The organism is Exiguobacterium indicum HHS 31, from assembly GCF_001939065.1.
In the GTDB taxonomy this organism is placed as follows: Bacteria; Bacillota; Bacilli; order Exiguobacteriales; family Exiguobacteriaceae; genus Exiguobacterium_A; species Exiguobacterium_A indicum.
Genome location: NZ_MPSZ01000001.1, coordinates 110,287 through 131,957, shown reverse-complemented (window position 1 = coordinate 131,957; position 21,671 = coordinate 110,287). Strand labels below are relative to the sequence as shown.

The window sequence follows — 21,671 nt, the reverse complement described above, 5'->3', positions numbered from 1 at the left end:
CACGCAAGAGGTCAGACTTCTATCTTTTTACGCGACTTTTCGGAGCTGTTTTTTCCGAATCCAGACACCATTGAGCGTAAAGACGATTGCTGCTGTCCAAATACATGTAAACGCCACCATGTGCGTTTTAGTAAATGGTTCGTGATACAGCAACACACCGAGTCCAAGCGACAAGGTTGGTGCGACGAATTGCAGGAATCCGACCCACGTGAACGGAATCCGTTGTGCCCCGAATCCGAATAACAAAAGTGGAACAGCGGTGACAATCCCGGTCAAGATGAGTCCGGTCGTCGTACCGACAGATTCGGTCATCGAAGACGTCCCTTGTACTTGCCAATAGCCTAGGAAAATCAAAGCCAGCGGAAGCGGCGCCATCGTCTCGAGCGTCAGACTGACCGTTGATTCGAGTGGTCGCCGCTTTTTGACGACGCCGTAAAAGCCGAAGCTTAAGGCAAGTGCGATCGAAATCCATGGAAACTCGCCGTAGCCAATCGTCAAAATCAAGACACCGATCGTCGCAAGGACAATCGAGATCCACTCGATCCGTGAAAGCTTTTCCCGAAAGAATACGACACCAAAGACGATGCTGACAAGCGGATTGATGTAATAACCAAGCGACGCTTCGACAATGAATTGATGATTGACGGCCCAGATATAGATGAACCAGTTCAGACTGATGATCAGTCCGTTTAAGAAAAAGAGTCGCCGCGTGAACGGATCGCGTAACGCCGTTTTCCACTTCCCAAGTGCTTTTTGAAATGATAATAAGATGAGCAGAAATAAGAATGACCAGATAATCCGGTGTGCCAGTATCTCTTCACTCGGTACGTTGGCGAGCATCTTCCAGTAGAGCGGTAAGAGTCCCCAAATGATATACGCGACAAGTGTCGCAAAGAATCCTGGTAGATTCACGTAATCCCTTCTTTCATTATGATACCTTCTTCATTCGCATTTTTCCTGCCGATAAACCGCTGATCGTAAAGAGAGCAACAGCAATCCAAATGAACAGGAAAGCGATGAAGTGAATCGTCGTAAAGACGTCATTAAATAGATAAATTCCAAGGAGTAGCGTCAGGGTCGGGGCAATGTATTGGAGAATCCCGACGTAGACAAACGGGATTTTCGGCATTCCGTATCCGAATAACATCAATTGGACTGCTGTTGCGATCCCGAGCATGATGATCGCAACCAGCGCACTCGTCGGCATCGCAAGCGGTTGACTATCTGTCACACCAAGCGTCAAGAGAGCGAACGGGAGCGTGACCAGTGTCTCTAAAAATAATCCGGATAATGGTTCGGCTGCTGCCTTTTTCTTTAGTACACCGTAAAATGCGAACGAGACGGCAAGTGAAAAGGCGATAATCGGAAATTGACCATAACCGAGCGTTAAAATCATCACACCGATGATTGCTGATAAAATCGCAATCACTTGCGGACGCGTCAATCGTTCCTTAAAAAAGATCAAACCGAACAAGACGCTGACGAGCGGATTGATGTAATACCCGAGTGACGACTCAACGATATACCCTTCCCCGATGGCGTAAAGATAGAGCGACCAGTTCCCACCTAATACGAGCCCTGCCGCAAGCACGGTATAGCGCTGGCGTTTGTTTTGCCATAATTGACGAACGAATTGGAATTTCTTCGTCAGGCGTAGTAACAACGTCACGAAGATGAACGCACTCAATATCCGAATTGAAACGACCGTCCATGCTGGAATACCAGCAGCAAATACTTTGTAGATCGGCAACAGTCCACCAATCACGTAGGCGACGAATGTCGCACTCATACCCCGTTTATCCACGGTCATCCCCCTTATGTATGAAGAAAGCCGCCAGTGGCGACTTTCATTGAACCTTATTGCCCGTCAAGCGTCGTAAACAACTCGCGTAATTCCTCTTCTGTCAAATCTCGCCAAGAACCAATCGGTAAATCGCCAAGCTCGATGTTCATGATCCGGACGCGTTGGAGACGCTTAACTCGGTAGCCGAACTCTTTACACATACGGCGAATCTGACGATTTAACCCTTGCGTCAAAATGATCCGGAATGTCCGTGTCTCAAGTGGTTCAACGATGCATTCCTTCGTTGTCGTACCGAGAATGTCAACACCACTCGCCATCCCTTGAATGAACGTATCCGTAATTGGTGCATCGACGGTTACGATGTATTCTTTGTCGTGATTGTTTTCTGCTCGTAAGATCCGGTTAACGACATCACCGTCATTCGTCAACAGAATCAAGCCGTCTGAATCTTTATCGAGGCGACCGATTGGGAAAATCCGCTTCGGATGATTGACGAAATCGATGATGTTTCCTTCGATATCAAGCTCTGTCGTACACGTGATGCCGACTGGTTTATTTAAGACGATGTAGACAGGTTTTGGTTTTGTCTGAAGCGGCTGACCGTCGATTTCGACGACGTCCGTTTCTTCAGCTTGCGAGCCGAGTTCTGCTGTCAGACCGTTGATCGTCACACGACCTGCATCGATCAGTTTATCGGCAGCACGTCTTGAGCAAAAACCCGTTTCGCTAATGAATTTGTTGATTCGCATGAATGATATCCTCTTTCCTTAATTGAACTGTATTCAGTGTAGCGCATTCCTGAAATGAAAACAAAAAAAGTGGCAAAGAAAACCAGAGGTTTCCTTTGCCCTTTCGATTAGACCGCAGCGTCTTTTAATGTCTGCATGATGCGGACGAATTGACCATCATTCATTGGATAGCCGGCTTTCGTGATTTTGACACGAACGAGTTGTCCGATCATTGACTCATCGCCTTCGATTGCGACACGCAGATAGTTATCCGTGTAACCGACGAGACGACCGCCTGCTTCTTCCGAAAATTCTTCCGGAATGATCTCAAGCAGTTCTCCCTCGTATTTCGAAGCATATTCCTTCGCGAGTTGATCTGATAATGCGATCAAGCGCGCGACGCGTTCTTCTTTGATTGATTCCTCGACTTGATCGTCCATCATCGCAGCTGGTGTTCCCGTCCGTTTCGAGTACGGGAAAACATGCAATTCACTGAACTTATGATCATTGATGAAGTTGAACGTTTCCATGAACTCTTCTTCCGTCTCACCTGGGAAACCAACGATGACATCCGACGTGATTGCACAGTCAGGCAGGACTTCCTTCAGACGCGTGATTCGTTCTCCGAATTCCGCCATCGTATACTTGCGGCGCATTCGGCGAAGGACCGTATCGGATGCAGACTGGATCGGAACGTGCAAGTGACGAACGACGATCGGCGAATCCTTCAGGACATCAAGTACCTCGTCCGTGATTTGACTCGCTTCAATCGACGAAATGCGCAAGCGTTCAAGTCCATTGACGGATTCGAGTGCTTTAAGTAATTTTGCTAAGTTGTAGTCTTTCAAGTCTTCTCCGTATCCACCTGTATGGATTCCCGTCAAGACGATTTCTTTGTAACCCGCATCAACGAGCTGTTGTGCTTGCTTCAAGACATCTTCCGGTTGACGAGACCGCATGAGACCACGCGCCCATGGGATGATACAGAACGTACAGAAGTTGTTACAACCTTCTTGAATTTTCAGCGAAGCCCGTGTCCGGTCCGTAAAGGCCGGTACATCCAGTTCTTCATAGACTTTTGCTTTCATGATGTTTCCGACCGCATTGATTGGCATGCGTTCTTCACGGAATTGTTCGATGTATCCAATCATTTTATGCCGATCTTGTGTTCCGACGACGACATCGACGCCAGGAATCGCCATGATCTCAGCAGGAGACGTTTGAGCATAACAACCCGTTACGCAGATGACACTATCCGGATTTTGGCGAATCGCCCGTCGGATGACTTGGCGACTTTTCTTATCTCCGGTATTCGTGACCGTACATGTATTGACGACATAAACGTCCGCATGATCCGCAAAATCAACGCGTGCGTAGCCAGCGTCCTTGAACAGTTGCCAGACAGCTTCTGTTTCGTAATGGTTGACTTTACAGCCAAGCGTTTGAAAGGCAACAGTTGCCATTTCGTTCACCCTTTCAATTCAAAATGATACGAGACGGCGGAAAGGACATAAAATGGTGCCGTTTCCGTCCGTAAGATGCGACGCCCTAGAGCGGCTTTTTTAAAACCGGCATCCGTCAAACGTGCGATTTCTGCTTCAGCGAACCCACCTTCAGGTCCGATGACGACAAGAAGGGAATCACCTTCTTGCAATCCAGCAAGCGTCGTAGCGAGGACGGAGGCCTCCCCTTGTTTTGCTGATTCTTCATAGGCAACCAGACAAGCCGTATAGTTCGATGCATCCTGTAAGACTTCATCATACGCCACGAAGTCGACTGTCGGCAAGTGGGCACGGTACGATTGTTCGGCTGCTTCCTTGACGATTTTTTCGAGTCGCTCAATCTTTTTCGGAACCTTCTTCTGATCCCATTTCGAGACGGAACGATCGGCTTCGAAAATTCGTAGATGATGGATCCCGAGTTCCGTTGCTTTTTGGGCAACGAGTTCGATCTTATCGCCTTTTGGCAATCCATGGGCGATCGTCACACGAATCGGTAATTCCGTCTCGATCGGTAGCGTCTCTTCGATCCGGGCAGAAGCCGCTTGTTTATCGAGTGCTTCCAGACGGCACCGGTAAAGACCTGTCCCGTCGAGTACGAGAATCTCTCCGCCGACTTCCATCCGCATGACGTTTTTCATATGGTGTGCGTCGTCTTTCGAGAGATGAAACACCTCTCCCTGACGCATCGAGGGCTCGACGAAATACCGTTGCATATGTTTACGCCTCCCGTTTCGCGATGATCGCGACCCAGTCCTCAAGCTTCGTTGTCTCGACGATCGTAAATCCTGCTTCTTGCATCGCTTGGACGACCATATCCTTCTTCTGACTAATGATACCGGAAGCGATGAAATGACCGCCTGGTAACGTCAACGTATAGGCATCCTTGACGAAGAGGAGGATGACTTCCGCTAAGATGTTCGCGACGATCAACTCGACCGGCTCACTCAATTCCTTCATCAAGTCGCCTTGGCGGACTGTGATCTGCTCACTGACTTCGTTCAAAGCGACGTTTTCCGTCGCTGATTTGACAGCGACTTCGTCTAAATCGAGTGCAAAGACATCCTTTGCCCCAAGCTTCGCAGCTGCGATCGCGAGGACACCGGATCCCGTTCCGACATCGACGACACGGTCTTGCTCTTGCAAGTAATTCTCAATCGCTTGAATACAGAGGACCGTCGTCGGGTGTGTTCCCGTTCCGAATGCCATACCTGGATCGAGCTCGATGATTTTTTCATCCGGTTGTGGCGTGTAGTCTTCCCACATCGGGACGACCGTCAGATGGCGGCTGATTTTGACTGGCTTATAGAATTGTTTCCATGAATGAGCCCAATCTTCTTCATCTACTTGAGTCAGCGTGACAGCACCCGTGCCAATCGACAGACCGAAGTTCGTCAACTGTTGGATGTCATGTTCGATGCCTTTGATCGTGTCCGTCAAATCGCTGCTTTCTGCAAGATACGCCTTCACGAGTACACCTTGTGTCGGATACTCGTCTCGTTTCGTCTCATCCCAAATTTCACCGAAGTTATCTTCGCGGTGGGACATCATCTCGAAATCTTCGACATCCTCGATGACGACTCCGCTTGCTCCCGCTTCATGTAAGATGTTTGAAACTGCTTCGATGGCTTCTTGTGTCGTATGGACACAGATCTCTGACCATTTCATTTCTTGTCACGCTCCTCTGTAGTGATCACCCTGTAAAGAATGTCTTGATCCGGCTGAAGACACCTTCGTGTTGCTCTTCGACACCTTTTTCATCGCTGATTTCATTGAATTCCCGTAAGAGTTCTTTTTGACGTTCCGTCAGATTCTTCGGTGTAATGACGACGACATTGACGTACTGGTCGCCATGGTGACCGGACCGAACGTTCGGCATCCCTTTTCCGCGGAGACGGAATCGCGATCCTGTCTGTGTGCCGGCTGGAATCTTCAGACTGACCTTACCGTGAACGGTTGGTACTTCAATCTCATCACCGAGTGTTGCTTGTGCGAATGTCAGTGGCATATCCATGACGATATGATCATCGACACGTTCGAATAGTTCGTGTGCTGCAACACGAACGACGACATACAAGTCACCCGCTGGTCCACCGTTGACACCGGCTTCCCCTTTACCTGCTAAACGAATTTGTTGCCCATTGTCGATCCCTGCTGGAATTTTGACACGGACATCTTTGTTTTTACGGACGCGACCGGCTCCACGACATGTTTCACATGGCTCCTTGACGATTTGTCCACGGCCATGACATGTCGAACATGTCGTTTGGTTGACGACACGACCGAACATCGTGTTTTGTTCGACGTTGATGTGACCCGAACCACCACATCGTTTACATGTTTCCGGATGTGTTCCTGGTTTAGCACCCGAACCGTGACATGTCCCGCAATCTTCTTCGACTGGAATCGTGATCGTCTTCTCGACGCCTGTGACCGATTCCATGAAGTCGATTTCCTCGACGTATTGTAAATCCTGTCCTTTACGTGGTGCATTTGGATCTTGACGACGTCCGCCACCGAAGAACATGTCGAAGATGTCTCCGAATCCTTCAGCTCCACTGAATCCACCGCCACCTTGCGATGGATCTTGGTGACCGAATTGATCGTAACGTGCTCGTTTATTGTCATCGGATAACACTTCATACGCTTCCGATAATTCCTTGAATTTCGCATCCGCATCCGCTTCCTTGTTGACGTCCGGGTGGTACGTCCGGGCAAGCTTACGGTACGCGCGTTTGATTTCCGCTGATGAGGCATCGCGCGCGACGCCTAGTACTTCATAATAATCGCGTTTTTCCACGTGCAGTCTTCCTCTCTCTATTCCGATTCATTTCATACTGTTTGATTTTACCGAACTTCGTGCGACATGGAAAGAGCCAAAGCGCGGATACGCTTTGGCTCTCTCTAGCGCCCGAAAAATCGGTCGGATGAATTACTTGTTGTCTTTCTCGTCGACTTCTTCGAACTCAGCGTCCATGACGTTGTCGTCTTGACCACCAGCTTGTGCGCCTTCAGCGCCAGCTTGTTGCTGTGCCATGTTCTCGTAGACTTTTTGTGTCAACTCTTGAACGACTGTCGACAATTCGTCTTTTGCAGAACGGATTGCTTCGATGTCTGTTCCTTCGAGAGCTTTTGTTACTTTTTCTTTTGCAGCTTCTGCTTTTTCTTTATCAGCGTCAGCGACTTGCTCACCGAGGTCTTTGATTGCTTTATCTGTTGCGAAGACGAGTTGGTCTGCTTCGTTGCGTAATTCGACTTCTTCTTTACGCTTGTTGTCTGCGTCCGCGTTTGCTTCTGCATCTTTGACCATTTGCTCGATGTCCGCTTCAGTCAAACCGCTTGATGATTGGATCGTGATCGACTGTTCTTTGTTCGTTCCGAGATCTTTCGCAGAAACGTTAACGATACCGTTCGCATCGATGTCGAATTTAACTTCGATTTGTGGCACACCACGTGGTGCTGGCGGAATGTCCGTCAATTGGAAGCGACCAAGTGTTTTGTTATCTGCTGCCATTGGACGTTCCCCTTGGAGGACGTGGATGTCAACAGCTGGTTGGCTGTCTGCCGCAGTCGAGAAGACTTGTGATTTCGAAGTTGGGATCGTTGTGTTGCGATCGATCAATTTCGTCATCACGCCACCCATTGTCTCGATACCGAGTGAGAGTGGAGTTACGTCGAGAAGAACGACGTCTTTAACGTCTCCTGTCAATACGCCACCTTGAACCGCTGCACCGAGGGCAACGACTTCATCCGGGTTAACTCCTTTGAACGATTCTTTACCAGTGAAGTCCTGGATTGCTTTTTGAACTGCAGGAATACGAGTCGAACCACCAACGAGGATGATCTTGTCGATTTTGTCTGGTGTCAGACCTGCATCGTTCATAGCACGGCGCGTTGGTTCCATCGTACGTTCAACGAGATCTGCTGTGAGATCGTCGAATTTCGCACGTGAAAGCGTCATTTCCAAGTGAAGTGGACCTGATGCGCCAGCTGTGATGAACGGAAGGCTGATTTGTGTTGAAGAAACACCTGAAAGGTCTTTTTTCGCTTTTTCAGCTGCATCTTTCAAACGTTGAAGCGCCATCTTATCTTGAGCAAGATCGATGCCGTTTTCTTTTTTGAATTCTGCTACGAGATGGTCGATGATTTTTTGGTCGAAATCATCTCCACCAAGACGGCTGTCACCAGCAGTTGAAACAACTTCAAAGACGCCATCACCAAGTTCAAGGATCGACACGTCGAACGTACCGCCACCAAGGTCATAGATGAGGATCGTGTGATCTTCGCCTTTTTCGAGACCGTATGCGAGTGCTGCCGCTGTAGGCTCGTTGATGATCCGTTTTACATCAAGACCAGCAATCGTACCAGCGTCTTTTGTCGCTTGGCGTTCTGCATCGTTGAAGTAAGCAGGTACTGTGATGACAGCTTCTGTGACTTTTTCACCGAGGTAGTCTTCTGCTTGCGCTTTTAGTTTTTGAAGGATGATCGCAGAGACTTCTTGTGGTGTGTAGTCTTTGCCTTCGACTTCTACTTTATAGTCCGTACCCATATGACGCTTGATCGACATGATCGTGTTCGGGTTCGTGATCGCTTGACGTTTTGCGACTTCCCCTACTTGACGCTCGCCGTTTTTGAATGCGACGACAGATGGTGTCGTACGGTTTCCTTCTGCGTTAGCGATGACGACAGGTTCGCCACCTTCCATTACTGCAACACATGAGTTCGTTGTACCTAAGTCAATACCGATGATTTTTGCCATGATCTATTTCCTCGCTTTCAATGATTGGAATAATAAAGTGCAAGCCGATTACTCAGCTACTTTAACCATACTCGGACGAATCACACGATCGTGCAATTTGTACCCTTTTTGGAATTCAGCGATGACGATGCCTGATTCGTGTTCTTCGCTCGCTTCTTGAACGACCGCTTGGTGTAAGTTCGGATCGAACGCTTCACCGACAGCTGGAATCTCGACGACGCCTTCATTTTGAAGCGTTTCAACGAGTTGACGTTTCACCATCTCGACACCCGTCAAGACGGATTTCGTCTCATCGTTTTCTGTGTCGATTTGGAGCGCACGGTCCAAGTTATCGACGAGCGGCAATAGCTTTTCGACAATCGCTTGTGAAGAATACTTCGCGCGGTTCTCCGCTTCGACACGGTTGCGACGTTTGAAGTTCTCAAAGTCCGCACGGAGGCGTAACTCTGAAGCTTTTGCTTCTGCGAGTTGTGCTTCGAAGTCTGGTTTCTCGTCTTCGACGAGATCCGCTTGAATGACTTCTTCTTCTGTGACTTCGACGGTTTCAGTCGGCTCTGTCACGTTTTCTTCTTGTTGGAGGTTTTGATTCTGTTCTTTTTCTTCCACTCTGAATCGAGCCCCTTTCTATATTCAATCCGAATTGTTCTTATGCATTTCGGTTTGGAATGCTTGAAGTAGATGGATGATCGAGTTGATTCCCCGGTTGTAATCCATCCGTTTCGGTCCGATCAAGGCGAGTGTCCCGATCGAGACACCGTCGACCGAATAATGGGCCCGGATGACGCTACAATCTTTTAATGCATCCACATTGTTCTCACTCCCGATCGTGATCAGGATTTGATTATCGAGATTCGGTCGTAGGAAGTCGAGAACGGCTTCTTGCTGTTCGATCAACTCGAGAACAGGTCGTAGTTTTGCGACGTCCTGAAATTCGGGCTGATCGAACATGTTGGCTTTCCCGCCCAGATAAATGAACGGTCGTTCCTCTTGATCCGTCAATACGAGATCAAGTGCCTTCGAAAGCAACACCGTCTGTTCAGAATGCTCTGAACGGAAGCGACGGATTTCCTCGAGCAGACGACTGCGTAAGGCTGAGAGCGGCGTACCGCGTAACGTCTTATTCAGACGTTCCATCAGCCGGCTCGCTGCTTCTTGGGACAACGCTTGATTCAATTGCAATGTCTTGTGTTCGACATGTCCTGTCTCCGTGACGAGAACGATGACGACACGACCTTCGGCAAGAGGAATCAATTCCAGATGATGCAGGCGTTGCCCTTCTTCTTTTGGACCAAGTACAAGTGTCGTGTAATGGGTTAAATCGCTCAACAGGTCTGCTGTATGCCGAATCAACCGATCATTCTCATTCACGGAATGGGCAAAGAGTGATTTCAATGCCTGTGCTTCTTTTGGTGTGATGCTTTCCGGACGAATCAGATGGTCGACATAAAAACGATATCCGAGTTCGGAAGGAATCCGTCCTGCGGAAGTGTGTGGCTTTTCAATCAGACCCATCTCTTCGAGGTCCGCCATCTCGTTACGAATGGTCGCGGAACTGAACGTCACGTCGTCTCGTTTCGAGAGCGTCCGTGAGCCGACGGGTTGAGCGGTCTTGATATAGTCATCGACGATTGCACGCAAAATCAACAATTGACGATCCGTCAGCACCTTCTTCACCACCTTATTTTGTTAGCACTCACTTTTAACGAGTGCTAATTACATCTTTTACTATAAGGAATTGTCCGTCCGATGTCAACCGAATTGCGTGACCCTTTGAACAGTTTCCCATTCTGCGATACAGTGAAACAAAGAATGGAAAGGATGAATCGGATGATTGAATTATTGGCAATGGCAGGAGTCTTTGTCTGGCTGTTCATCGCGGTCATCGGAACGACTGCCTATTTTTTAAGGAAATCCAAAAAATGAAAAGAAGCGGTCTTCCTCTTTTTTAGGGAACACCGCTTCCTTTCATTTATTTAAGATTCATTGAACCTGCGCTTCACCGATGAACTCCGCAAAGACTTCGTTCGCTAATGGAACTCCAGCAGGCGTCAAACGGATATGTGTCTCCGTCTGTTCGACGAGACCGTTTGGCAATAAACGTTTCATGACTTCACCAAACACATCTTTAAACGCTACTCCATATTTCGTCTGGAAACGTTCGAGTGATACGCCATCCTTCATTCGAAGTCCGAGGAACATCTCTTCTTCCATCCGCTCGACGTTCGTCAACGGCGTCTCTTTTCGAACCGGTAACCCTTCCGCCTTGATATAGTGCGGAATTGGTGCGATGTTCGCACGACGCGTCTGATTGATATAGCTATGTGAGCCTGCACCGAATCCGTAGTACTCATCGTTTTCCCAGTAGACGCGATTATGACGACTCTCTTTTCCTGTTTGCGCGAAGTTCGAGATCTCATACTGCGCATATCCACCTGCTTCGATCGTATCGATCATCACTTGATACATCTCTGCCTCGAGATCTTGCGTCGGTAGCGGTAACTTTCCTTTTCGCTCTTGAATCGCAAAGACCGTGTGCGGTTCTAAAATCAACGAATAGGAGGAGATATGCGTGATCGGTAATTGAAGTGCCCGCGAGACGTCGTAGCGGACCTGATCGAGCGTCTGATTCGGTAAGCCGAACATCAAGTCGACGGAGATGTTATCAAACCGTTTTGCCGCTGCATCGAGCGTCTGCGCGACTTTTGCTTCCCGGTGCGTCCGACCGATGCGTTCGAGCAAACCGTCATCAAACGATTGGACACCAAAACTGACGCGATTGACACCGCCCGCCTTCATGATATCGAGCTTCTCTTCTGATACACCGTCCGGGTTCGACTCGACTGTATACTCTAAATCATCGCCTGTCAGGGGCAACAAGTGTTTCTGGATGATTTCCATCAACCGTTGCATCTGTGGTTCATTTAAAGCGGTTGGTGTTCCGCCACCGATGAAGATCGTCTCGAGATGATCCGTCGGGTATTGTTTCAACGTCATTTCGATTTCGCGTTCGAGCGCATCGAGGTATTCATCGACGGGCTGATTCTTTAAAAAGACTTTATTGAAATCACAGTAATAACAAATATGTTCACAAAAAGGGATGTGGACATATGCGGCGCGTATTCCCATTTCGCCTCATCCTTTCTCTATAAAAACCAAAAAGGGGACGCAAGCGCCCCCCACCTGTTTAATCTTCGTCCATGGATAGAACGGACATGAAGGCTTCTTGCGGTACCTCTACTGAGCCTACCATCTTCATGCGTTTCTTACCTTCTTTTTGCTTCTCGAGCAGCTTCCGTTTCCGAGAGATATCTCCCCCGTAACATTTCGCGAGAACGTTCTTCCGTAATGCCTTGATCGTCGAACGAGCGACAATCTTCGTTCCGACAGCGGCCTGTATCGGCACTTCGAACTGCATCCGCGGAATCAATTCTTTCAACTTATCAACGATGACTTTCCCGCGTTCGTACGCAAAGTCACGGTGAACGATGAAGCTGAGCGCATCGACGTTCTCGTTGTTGAGCAGGATGTCCATCTTGACGAGACGCGACTGTTGGTAGCCGATCAATTCATAATCAAGTGACGCATACCCTTTCGTACTCGATTTCAACTGATCGAAGAAGTCGTAGACGATCTCAGATAACGGTAACTCATACGTGATTTTGACACGTGTCGTATCGATGTATTGCATGTCAACGAATGTCCCACGCTTCTTTTGACACAACTCCATGATCGCACCAACGTAATCATTCGGTGTCATGACAGCAGCCTTAACGAACGGCTCTTCGATGAATTCGACTTTTTGCTGATCCGGCATCTTCGATGGGTTATCGACGTGCAAGACTTCACCCGCTGTCGTCGTCACGTGATAGATAACCGATGGTGCCGTCGTGATCATATCGATGTTGAATTCACGTTCGATTCGCTCCTGGATGATTTCCATGTGGAGCATCCCGAGGAATCCACAACGGAATCCGAATCCGAGTGCTTGTGATGTCTCTGGTTCGAACTCAAGCGCCGCGTCACTAAGTTGTAGTTTTTCAAGCGCTTCTCGTAAATCGTTGTATTTCGCAGCATCGATTGGATAGAGTCCACAGTATACCATCGGATTCATCTTACGGTATCCTGGCAGTGCTTCAGTAGCTGGCTGTTTCGCAAGCGTAATCGTATCCCCGACACGTACGTCGCCGACCGTTTTGATCGAAGCAGACAACGTCCCAACATCACCGACCGTCAATTCTTGCTGACGTAATGGTTTTGGTGTCGCAACGGCAAGTTCCAGAACCTCAAAGTCCTTACCTGTCGACATCATCCGAATCTTATCGCCGACTTTAACTGTTCCGTTGACGATTCGAATCGATGCTACGACACCACGGTAAGCGTCATAATAGGAGTCAAAGATCAATGCTTCGAGTGGTGCAGACGGATCACCCGTCGGCGCTGGTACTTTCTCGACGATTTGTTCGAGAATTTCTTCAATACCGATCCCTGCCTTCGCAGAAGTCGGAACGGCTTCAGATGCATCAAGTCCGATGACATCTTCGATTTCTTGACGGACGCGTTCGACATCCGCAGAAGGTAAATCGATTTTGTTAATGATCGGAAGGATTTCGAGATCGTTGTCGAGTGCTAAGTAAACGTTCGCAAGCGTCTGCGCTTCGATTCCTTGCGCCGCATCGACGACGAGGACAGCCCCTTCACAAGCTGCAAGTGAACGCGAGACTTCATATGTGAAGTCGACGTGTCCAGGTGTATCAATGAGGTGAAGAATGTAATCTTCCCCATCTTTTGCTGTATACTTCAATTGAACAGCGTTGAGTTTAATCGTGATGCCACGCTCACGTTCGAGATCCATGGCATCAAGTGTCTGATCTTTCATTTCGCGCGATGTCAACGCGCCAGTTTTTTCTAAAATTCGGTCAGCGAGTGTCGACTTCCCGTGATCGATATGGGCAATGATCGAGAAGTTACGAATACTCTTCTGCCGCTTTAAACGGTCTTCATTCGTCATGTTTAGAGTCACCTTACCTTATTTTCAAACGTACATACGGTTCATTATACCAAAAAGCGCTTCACTGTACTATCTCGTTTTGTTTTACCCGAAAAACAAAATGTGAAGATTCCCTAGACGTCGTATTGCTTTTAAGAAAAACGTTTGCTACAATTGTGTTTGTTCTGTTGAACGATAACTGCAGATATGCGAATATAAATCTCGAATGAGTTTTATTGGAGGTGAATCATCCATGGCTAACATTAAATCAGCAATCAAACGCGTTAAAACAGCTGAAAAACGCCGCGTCGCTAACGTACAACGTAAATCGGCAATGCGTTCAGCGATTAAAGCAGTCGAAACTTTCGCAGCTGAAGGTAACAAAGACCAAGCGGTCCTTGCTTTCGCTACAGCTTCTAAAAAAATCGACAAAGCTGCTGCTAAAGGTCTCATCCACAGCAACAAAGCTGGTCGTGACAAATCACGTCTCGCTAAACTCGTAAACGCACTTTAATTCTTTCCGAAGAATACGGTGATGGGTCGCCACTAGGAGGTATCTCCAGTGGCGATTTTTTATATGATCTAAAATGGCGGACGAAGGACTCGTGTAAAACGATTCCTTCGTCCGCCATTTCTTGTCTTACTTGTCGTCTAGACGATCGATCATGACATAGTGAAGACCGATCCCTTCAATGAGGAACGGTTCTCCAACACGTTCCAGTCCGAGGCGCTCATAAAAAGGAAGTGCCGTGACGCGGGCGTTACACCACCATGCTGTCACTTGTCGTTCTTTCAATAGACGACGGGCTTCTTCAATCAGCGCCCGACCATACCCTTCACCACGCACGTCTTCACTCGACGCCATACCACGAAGCTGATACGTCGCTCCTGGCGCTTGTGCATGAGATTGTTCCGAGAAACTACCGATTGCGACGATTTGTTGTGCTTTTATCCCGCCGAGATGAAACGTCGATGCAAGCGCATCGTCTGGGTAGATACATGCTTCACGTGGTTGATGGGGACGTAACACATCATGCCGTAATGGGATGACCTCTTCTGCTGTAATGATCTGGACTTCCATCATCGTTTGCCTCCTCTTATAGCGTCGCTAAGCGAACAATCAACGCATCGAATAGAATCTTCTTATCACCGCGTCCTGTTTTCATACCTTCATCTGTCGTCGTGATGGCGATGAGTGCTTGCTCGAGCTGCGCAAACGTAAACCGTTTGGCAGACTGGAGTGCCAATTTGATCGCATACGGATGAGCTCCGACTTTTGATGCGATTTGTCGTTCTCCGTATCCTTGTTCTGCTAATCGTTTCGACAGCAACATCATCCGGTATTGGCGTGCCATCAGTCCAAGGAGAGCCAACACTTCCTGTCCTTGTTTTTCAAGGTCGCGAATCAAGCGGATCGCTGGTTCGAGTTGACGCTTCATCAAGTAGTCCGTTAATTGAAAGACGTTGTCCTCTAATGTTCGCGGAACAAGCAAATCGACATCCTCGATTTCGATTGTTGGTCGGTCCCCTGCAAACAACATCAACTTCTCAAGTTCATGGGCTAATGTCCCCCACATCTCAGCAGTCAAGAAAATGAGTCGCTCGATTGCTGGACGTTCCATCCGGTATCCTTTGTCGTTGACAGCATCCAGAACGAAGCGGAACAACTCTTCGGTCGTCGGTTTTTTTGCCTCTAGTACCGTCGCGCGCTCCTTCAATCGTTTGACGACGGTTTTTCGTTCATCGAGCTTTTCTGCTTCGACGATCAAGACAACCACCGCGTAGTCTGCCGGTTGTAGGATATAATCTGCTAACCGTTCGAGATTATGTTGTTTTTTATCTTTCGCTCCTGTCAGAAACGTTGCAGGTTTTGCAACGACGACACGGTAGTCGCTTAAAAAGGGTACCGTCTCCGCTTCATCGAGTACCGCATCAAGCGGTTGGTCGTTCAAATCGATTTTCATATAATCAAAGCGTTCTCCGTCCGGAAGAGCCGCTTTTACGATTTCACGTTCCCATTCTTCTAACAAGTGTCGTTCTGTTCCATATAATAAGTATAAATTCGCTAATTTTCCATTGACGAGCCAAGGAGTTTTCATCATTCCCACCACATTTCACAGTTTGTTCTTAACTTCATCATAGATAATCCTCTTTTATTCCGCTATACTAGAAGCGGAATCTATTAAGGGGGAATGCAGCATGGCACATTCAGTACGCCCACCAAGTGAAAACGCGTTCGAGAACGATATTCAATCAAAACGCAACGATGCGCTCGACTCTGCCGTTGGTTTTGGTGCATCATTCGGCTTCTTCGCAGTCTTGTTCATCATCGGTGTCGCAATTAAGTTCTTAAGTCTATAATCAGTAAAACAGCAACCTTGGGGGGTTGCTGTTTTTTTATTTTATCATAGGTTCACAGCCCGCTGAAGAACAAGTTACACTCCCGTCCTCATCCGTTCGAAAGACGATCCGATCTGTCCCGATCCGCTCAAGCACGTCCGGATGCGGATGCCCGTATCGATTTTTTCGTCCGACTGATAAGATGACAATCTTCGGATTTGTCTTCTGCAAGAGTTCTTCACCGGTCGACGTGTTCGAACCATGATGACCTGCTTTTAGAATATCGATCGGACCAATCGTTAATTCGTCCTCGATTGCTAGGCCAGCGTCACCCGTCAGTAAAACACGTTGTTTGGCAATCTGTGCAAGTAATATAATAGACCGATCGTTCTCTTCTTCTTCTCGTCCAGTCGGTGCAAGTACATGTAACCAAGGACGAATCGTTTGTCCCTTTTGAACGAACTTGACATGCGTTCCAGTTGCTTCGATCGAATGAATCAAATCGTTTCGCTTCTCATCCGTGTTGTCATACGCCCCTAAATAAATGGTTTTCACACGAACTTGACGCAGTAATCCTAGCAGTCCACCGACGTGATCGTGATCAGCATGTGTCACGATGAGACCGTCGATTTCTGCTTCTCCTCGTGTGAATAAAAAGGGCGCGACGATATGACCACCCGGATCAAACGGACGAAGCAGTGGATGCGTCGTTTGCTGATAAACACCACCTGTGTCTACGACGAACGTCTCTCCTGCTTTCTCAAGTACGATACTATCCCCTTGCCCGACATCTAAAAACGTGATTTGTTCAGGTACGTGCCACTCCGTGTAACCCCATGCCGTAAGCAAAAGGACCAATGGGAGAGCATGCCCCCACCATCTCCGTTCAGCAATGAACCAAGCGATTCCCGTTCCGACAACGACGATTGTCAAGACGATCGGAGAAAATGTTGGAACGGCAACCATTGCTAACGGCAGATGTTCCGCTAGCTGTAATGCTTGGTCCATCCATTGAATCGCGTACTGATGCGCAATCTGAAACGTCGAACTGAGCGGTAAAAATGGAAGCGTCGCAAGGAGGAACGATCCTGGCAGAATCACCCACTCAATCCAGCTACCAATTAATAAATTCAACAACGGAGACCAGATTGAAACCGTTGTTTGTTCAATCCCCTGTAAAAACAAAAGGGTTCCGAATTGTGCCCACGCACTGATAAGTAGCCAGTTCCAAGGACGACGAACCGAACCCATGAGTCGTCTCGACAGCACAAGAAACAGCGTCAGTCCGACCGTCAATTGAAATCCGATATCGTAAATGACAGTTGGTTGAATCGCTAATTGAAAAGCCGCGACCCCCGCAATGACCTCGACCGGATCTAACGGTTTGTGGAAACGACGACCGAGCAACAGAATGATCGCGACGAGCACAGCCCGAGTGACTGGAGGACTCCACTCCGTCAACCATCCGTAAATCGGCAGTAAAATCAGAACGATATCAAGTCGTTTTTCTTTTGTCATCCTGATTTTTCGTAAGACGTACAGCAGACTAAACACTAAAAAAGCGATATGTGATCCTGAGATGACGATCGCATGTAATAAGCCGAATTTCTTAAACCGTTCGAGCGTCACTTGATCCATTAATCGATCCTCACCAAATACAAGTGCTTCGACGTAGAATGCTTGCTTTTGTGGTAACAAGTCTTCTATCCGTTTCAACCATGCTTCACGTACCCGTCTTCCTTCTGCCGCATATCCAAGTGTCGGATGACAGGAATCAAACGAACGTACTTCCCACTTTCCAGCGTAACGATTCGTATGCATGAATTGCAGTTCGTCAAAACCTCCCGCATTCGATTGTTGACGGACATCGAGCGGTTCCGTATCGACGTGACAGGAGTAACCAATTCGTTCGTATCCTGTCTCATCTTCTGCAATCGTTGCCGTCAATAGAATCGATTGACCGTTGCTCTCCGCCTCATAGCGAATTCGATCCCCATTACGCTTACCTGATAAGATGTCAACAGACGAGACGTCGTGCGGTTCAGGTGACAGATGACACATTCCGATGAATAGACAACTCAGAATGAACAAAAAGAAAAGACGACCGATTGAAAAAGACCATGACTTCATGACAGTAAATAGCATCAGCGTCACTAACCACCAGATCGATTCTTTAATGGCGACAATGAGTCAGAGAACGAACAGCGCATGAAGTGGCATCAGTAGACGATCAGGTAGGATTTAAGCGATTCTAACGTCTTTTCCCCAAAGCCCTTCACATCTCCGAGTGATTCATACGTCGCAAATCCCCCCTTCTCCTCACGATAGGCTAAGATCGCTTCTGCTTTGGCAGGACCGATTCCCGGAACCTCCATCAACTGTTCCACCGTTGCCGCATTGAGGTCAATCAGTCCTTTTGGTATCTCTGCTTTTGAGCGTTTCGTTGGTTTCGGCTGATCTTTCGTCTTTTTTACCGGCACGATGACTTCCTGTCCATCAATGAGACGTGCCGCGAGATTCATTTGTCGAATGTCAGCTTTCTCAGTCGTCTTTGCTTTTTCGATTGCATCCTTCACTCGATCACCGAGGTGAAATTGATAGGGTCCAGGTGCTTCTACCGCCCCTTTCACATCGACCATGATGAGTTTGTCACGAATCGAGGTATCTTTTTCTGCTGGCTCTGCTTTTGCCTCTTGTTGTTTATCCGTTAAGGACGGTTGATCGACCATCGCTTCATTCGAACAAGAGGGTAATGGTACGAACAATAAAATGATGAGTAGCAGGACGACGACGAGACCTGCGATCTGTTGCAAACGTGGAACGGTCAAGACGAATCCCTCCTTTTTCCACGACTCTAACAGGTCGCTACGGACTTCAGGAAACGAAGGAATACGTACTAACCACTCTTTTACAACATGATACGGTGTGTTATGTCGGATAAAGGTCATATCATCCATACCGTTACTTTGAATTAGCATCTGTTTGACGAACAAAAAATCCGTCTTCTTTAAGCAACACGAACGTGTATCGCTTAAAGAAGACGGATGAGATCACTTTTACATTTTTTCAGCAACGAAGAAAATCCGCTCGGCTGTCTCAGAAGGAGCATCCGGTCCAAAATCGCCTGTGACCGCAAGAACCCGGAATCCGGCGTCGCGTAACCACGTCACGTACTGTGCTGGAGGATACGTCCGCTGATGATGCGTTTCATCGACACGCTCATAGCGACCGTCCTCTTCCTCGATGAAGAAAGTCAGTTCATGGACGACAGAAAGCGGTGCTTCACCAGGATCCGCGAACCAGATATACGAACTTTGCTCCGCATGTGTCGCATATGTCTTTCCATTGAACAATGTTTCCATCTTGTATGGAGAGTGTGTATCAAATAAGAGACGTCCACCCTCTTTGAGGATTGCTGCTACATGTGTAAACGTCTGTTTGACATCCTCTTCCGTCCGGAGATAGTTCAAGGAGTCGCATAGGATCGTCGCGGCATCGACAGGTGTCGGCAATTCGATTTCGCGCATGTCTTGCGCCCAGAATTGAATGTGTAATCCCTCTTCCATCGCTTTTTCCTGCGCGACTTCGAGCATCTCTTCCGATAAATCGATTCCGAGCATCTTATAGTGTGCCGCTAATGCAAGCGTCGCCGTACCCGTTCCACATCCGATATCAGCAATCGTACTGCCAGTCGGAACGTATGCTTTGACCCAGTCGACCCATTGATCGTACGGGACGTCTTGCATCAATTCATCATAGATGTAGGCGAACTGTTCGTATGCCATTAGTTGACCTCGACTTCAACCTTTGGAGCATCTGCCCAGAGTTTTTCGAGATTATAGTAATCACGATCGTCACGGTGGAAGACGTGAACGACGACGTTTTCAAGATCCGCTAACACCCAACGTGCCGCATCGAATCCTTCGAGACGTTTGATCGGCAGGTTATGTTCGTGCGCGACTTCTTTGAGTTCACGTGCGATTGCCTGTACTTGTTTTTCTGAATTCCCTTCACAGATGACGAAGTAGTCGGCAACTGGTGAGATGCTCGACATATTCAGGACGACGATATCTTCAGCGCGTTTATCGTCGATGGCATTTACGATTAATTGTAATTCTTGTTCGACTGTCATAGGACGGTCCCCTTTCGTTTGGCCGCGACGAAGGCATTATAAGTCTCAATCGTTCGCGGAAAGATGATGGCTTGTTTTTTACATAAAAAATGAATCGTCTGACTGAGTGTTGCAATGACGGCGTCCGTCAAATCCTGCTCCGCTACTTCACGAAGCGCTTCGACACCTGGATAACTGCGATTTGGTTCAATCGCATCCGCGACGAAGATGATTTGATCGAGCAACGGCATATCGGGTGCCCCCGTCGTATGATTTGCGATGGCCTGATAAATTACATCTGAATCAAGACCAAGTTCTCGACGGACAAGCTCCGCACCTACTGGCGCATGAAGCAGTTCGTCATCGTAATCGAGTAAAACACGTTGATTCAATTCAACGGCAATCGAACGCATCTCATTCGTATCGCGGTATTTCGCATAATCATGAAGCATAGCAGCAAGTGTTGCTTCTTCTTCGTCAACACCATATTTAAGAGCTAAGTGTCGCGCTGTTTCGACGACACCTAATGTATGCACATAGCGTCGCTCAGGCAACGTACGCTCAATGATTTGACGTGCTTCTTCAAGGCGCATATAGATTCCACTCCTCAATCCGTTGTCGAACGGCTTCCGGTACAAGGTAGCGAATGCTCCGTCCGCGCGCGACCCGTTGCCGGATATCCGTCGAAGAAATTTCTAGCAATGGCATATCGACCGCTTTCACACGGGCACCGCGCGGAATCAGATACCGACTGCCTGGTCGAGCGACGGCACCAAAGACGACTTCCTTGTATAACCGTTCGGCTTGATACCACGTATCGAGACTCACGAGTGAGTCTGCTCCAACGAGAAACAGAAACTCATGCTCCGGGTACCGGTGCTTGAGTGCACGAATCGTATCATACGTATAAGAAGGCTCTTCGCGCTCAAACTCGATTGCTGAGACGGAAAAAGCAGGATTCAATGCAATTGCTTCTTCTACAAGGCGTAAACGCTTGGTTGCGTCTGTGACTGTACGTTGTTTATGCGGTGGCACATTCGCTGGTACGAACCAGACCGCATCGAGTTCGAGTTGTTCCTGCGCTTGTTCGGCAATCAGGAGATGACCGATATGCGGAGGATCGAACGTTCCGCCCATCAGTCCGATTTTCATCGTGGCAATTCGAGCGTCTTGTTCTCTTTTGATTCTTTATAGAGAACGATGACTTTTCCGATGACTTGAACGAGTTCAGCATTCGTTCCTGCGACGAGTTCTTGTGCGACATCCTTTGGTGCGTCCGCACAATTTTGCAATACTTGTACTTTCAAGAGTTCCCGTTTTTCGAGCGCATCCATCAAATCAGCGCACATCGCTTCGCCGACTCCATTTTTACCGACTTGGAAAATCGGGTTTAAGTCATGAGCTGTCGCGCGTAAAAAACGTTTTTGTTTACCTGTTAACATG

At 48.1% G+C, this 21,671-nt stretch carries 23 protein-coding genes; 2 read left to right on the top strand and 21 right to left on the bottom strand.

Translation table 11 applies throughout. The annotated features are described in order from the left end of the window. Positions 1-27: 27 nt before the first annotated feature. The 12 genes from rarD (N179_RS00690) to lepA form a co-directional block, all read right to left on the bottom strand. Entirely contained in the window at positions 28-912 is an 885-nt protein-coding gene (gene rarD / locus N179_RS00690; protein ID WP_023467448.1) for an EamA family transporter RarD, read from the bottom strand. A gap of 16 nt (positions 913-928) precedes the next feature. Continuing rightward, positions 929-1,810: an EamA family transporter RarD gene (rarD, locus tag N179_RS00685; protein WP_217448895.1), complete on the bottom strand. Its 882-nt coding sequence runs from the start codon at positions 1,808-1,810 to the stop codon at positions 929-931. A 47-nt stretch (positions 1,811-1,857) separates the two neighbouring features. Further along, the gene (gene rluF, locus N179_RS00680) at positions 1,858-2,553 is read right to left on the bottom strand and encodes a 23S rRNA pseudouridine(2604) synthase RluF (RefSeq protein WP_023467446.1); all 696 of its coding nucleotides are present in this window, start codon (positions 2,551-2,553) and stop codon (positions 1,858-1,860) included. Between the two features lie 107 nt (positions 2,554-2,660). After that, positions 2,661-3,995: a tRNA (N(6)-L-threonylcarbamoyladenosine(37)-C(2))-methylthiotransferase MtaB gene (gene mtaB / locus N179_RS00675; protein WP_023467445.1), complete on the bottom strand. Its 1,335-nt coding sequence runs from the start codon at positions 3,993-3,995 to the stop codon at positions 2,661-2,663. Between the two features lie 5 nt (positions 3,996-4,000). Beyond that, the gene (locus N179_RS00670) at positions 4,001-4,747 is read right to left on the bottom strand and encodes a 16S rRNA (uracil(1498)-N(3))-methyltransferase (protein WP_075642007.1); all 747 of its coding nucleotides are present in this window, start codon (positions 4,745-4,747) and stop codon (positions 4,001-4,003) included. Positions 4,748-4,751: 4 nt separating this feature from the next. Continuing rightward, the gene (gene prmA, locus N179_RS00665; protein ID WP_029341002.1) at positions 4,752-5,699 is read right to left on the bottom strand and encodes a 50S ribosomal protein L11 methyltransferase; all 948 of its coding nucleotides are present in this window, start codon (positions 5,697-5,699) and stop codon (positions 4,752-4,754) included. A 25-nt stretch (positions 5,700-5,724) separates the two neighbouring features. Continuing rightward, positions 5,725-6,831 carry a molecular chaperone DnaJ gene (gene dnaJ, locus N179_RS00660; protein ID WP_023467442.1) on the bottom strand — a complete coding sequence of 369 codons (1,107 nt, stop codon included), beginning with the start codon at positions 6,829-6,831 and terminating at the stop codon, positions 5,725-5,727. A gap of 132 nt (positions 6,832-6,963) precedes the next feature. Next, a complete protein-coding gene (gene dnaK / locus N179_RS00655) occupies positions 6,964-8,790 on the bottom strand; it encodes a molecular chaperone DnaK (protein WP_035398411.1) in 1,827 nt (608 codons plus the stop codon). Between the two features lie 48 nt (positions 8,791-8,838). Next, a complete protein-coding gene (grpE, locus tag N179_RS00650) occupies positions 8,839-9,396 on the bottom strand; it encodes a nucleotide exchange factor GrpE (protein WP_075642006.1) in 558 nt (185 codons plus the stop codon). A 24-nt stretch (positions 9,397-9,420) separates the two neighbouring features. Beyond that, complete coding sequence (gene hrcA / locus N179_RS00645) at positions 9,421-10,455, bottom strand: heat-inducible transcriptional repressor HrcA (RefSeq protein WP_075642005.1); 1,035 nt, start codon at positions 10,453-10,455, stop codon at positions 9,421-9,423. A gap of 315 nt (positions 10,456-10,770) precedes the next feature. Continuing rightward, a complete protein-coding gene (hemW, locus tag N179_RS00640; RefSeq protein WP_075642004.1) occupies positions 10,771-11,916 on the bottom strand; it encodes a radical SAM family heme chaperone HemW in 1,146 nt (381 codons plus the stop codon). A 58-nt stretch (positions 11,917-11,974) separates the two neighbouring features. Then, positions 11,975-13,798, bottom strand: a complete 1,824-nt coding sequence (lepA, locus tag N179_RS00635; protein ID WP_023467435.1) for a translation elongation factor 4 — start codon at positions 13,796-13,798, stop codon at positions 11,975-11,977. Positions 13,799-14,030: 232 nt separating this feature from the next. Between lepA and rpsT the strand changes: the two genes are divergently transcribed. Next, on the top strand, positions 14,031-14,291 hold the full coding sequence (rpsT, locus tag N179_RS00630) for a 30S ribosomal protein S20 (RefSeq protein WP_023467434.1): 261 nt from the start codon (positions 14,031-14,033) through the stop codon (positions 14,289-14,291). A gap of 126 nt (positions 14,292-14,417) precedes the next feature. Here the strand turns inward: rpsT and N179_RS00625 are convergent, their stop codons facing one another. Further along, complete coding sequence (locus N179_RS00625; RefSeq protein WP_041255011.1) at positions 14,418-14,861, bottom strand: GNAT family N-acetyltransferase; 444 nt, start codon at positions 14,859-14,861, stop codon at positions 14,418-14,420. A 13-nt stretch (positions 14,862-14,874) separates the two neighbouring features. Further along, on the bottom strand, positions 14,875-15,876 hold the full coding sequence (gene holA, locus N179_RS00620; RefSeq protein WP_023467432.1) for a DNA polymerase III subunit delta: 1,002 nt from the start codon (positions 15,874-15,876) through the stop codon (positions 14,875-14,877). A 100-nt stretch (positions 15,877-15,976) separates the two neighbouring features. On the opposite strand from holA, the gene N179_RS00615 reads away from it, so the two are divergent. Then, positions 15,977-16,138: a YqzM family protein gene (locus N179_RS00615; RefSeq protein ID WP_023467431.1), complete on the top strand. Its 162-nt coding sequence runs from the start codon at positions 15,977-15,979 to the stop codon at positions 16,136-16,138. A 36-nt stretch (positions 16,139-16,174) separates the two neighbouring features. Here the strand turns inward: N179_RS00615 and N179_RS00610 are convergent, their stop codons facing one another. The 7 genes from N179_RS00610 to yhbY form a co-directional block, all read right to left on the bottom strand. Beyond that, a complete protein-coding gene (locus N179_RS00610; RefSeq protein ID WP_244150193.1) occupies positions 16,175-18,262 on the bottom strand; it encodes a DNA internalization-related competence protein ComEC/Rec2 in 2,088 nt (695 codons plus the stop codon). Positions 18,263-18,336: 74 nt separating this feature from the next. After that, positions 18,337-18,945: a helix-hairpin-helix domain-containing protein gene (locus tag N179_RS00605; RefSeq protein ID WP_075642617.1), complete on the bottom strand. Its 609-nt coding sequence runs from the start codon at positions 18,943-18,945 to the stop codon at positions 18,337-18,339. A gap of 228 nt (positions 18,946-19,173) precedes the next feature. Next, positions 19,174-19,902, bottom strand: coding sequence for a class I SAM-dependent DNA methyltransferase (locus N179_RS00600; protein WP_055966955.1), 729 nt, complete (start codon positions 19,900-19,902; stop codon positions 19,174-19,176). Continuing rightward, positions 19,902-20,249: a ribosome silencing factor gene (gene rsfS, locus N179_RS00595; RefSeq protein ID WP_023467427.1), complete on the bottom strand. Its 348-nt coding sequence runs from the start codon at positions 20,247-20,249 to the stop codon at positions 19,902-19,904. Before rsfS ends, N179_RS00600 begins: the two co-directional genes overlap by 1 nt. Further along, on the bottom strand, positions 20,246-20,821 hold the full coding sequence (gene yqeK / locus N179_RS00590; RefSeq protein ID WP_075642003.1) for a bis(5'-nucleosyl)-tetraphosphatase (symmetrical) YqeK: 576 nt from the start codon (positions 20,819-20,821) through the stop codon (positions 20,246-20,248). The genes rsfS and yqeK overlap by 4 nt, the downstream gene beginning before the upstream one ends. Next, entirely contained in the window at positions 20,811-21,380 is a 570-nt protein-coding gene (gene nadD / locus N179_RS00585) for a nicotinate-nucleotide adenylyltransferase (protein ID WP_023467425.1), read from the bottom strand. The genes yqeK and nadD overlap by 11 nt, the downstream gene beginning before the upstream one ends. Continuing rightward, entirely contained in the window at positions 21,377-21,670 is a 294-nt protein-coding gene (yhbY, locus tag N179_RS00580) for a ribosome assembly RNA-binding protein YhbY (protein ID WP_023467424.1), read from the bottom strand. The genes nadD and yhbY overlap by 4 nt, the downstream gene beginning before the upstream one ends. Between the last annotated feature and the right edge of the window lies 1 nt (position 21,671).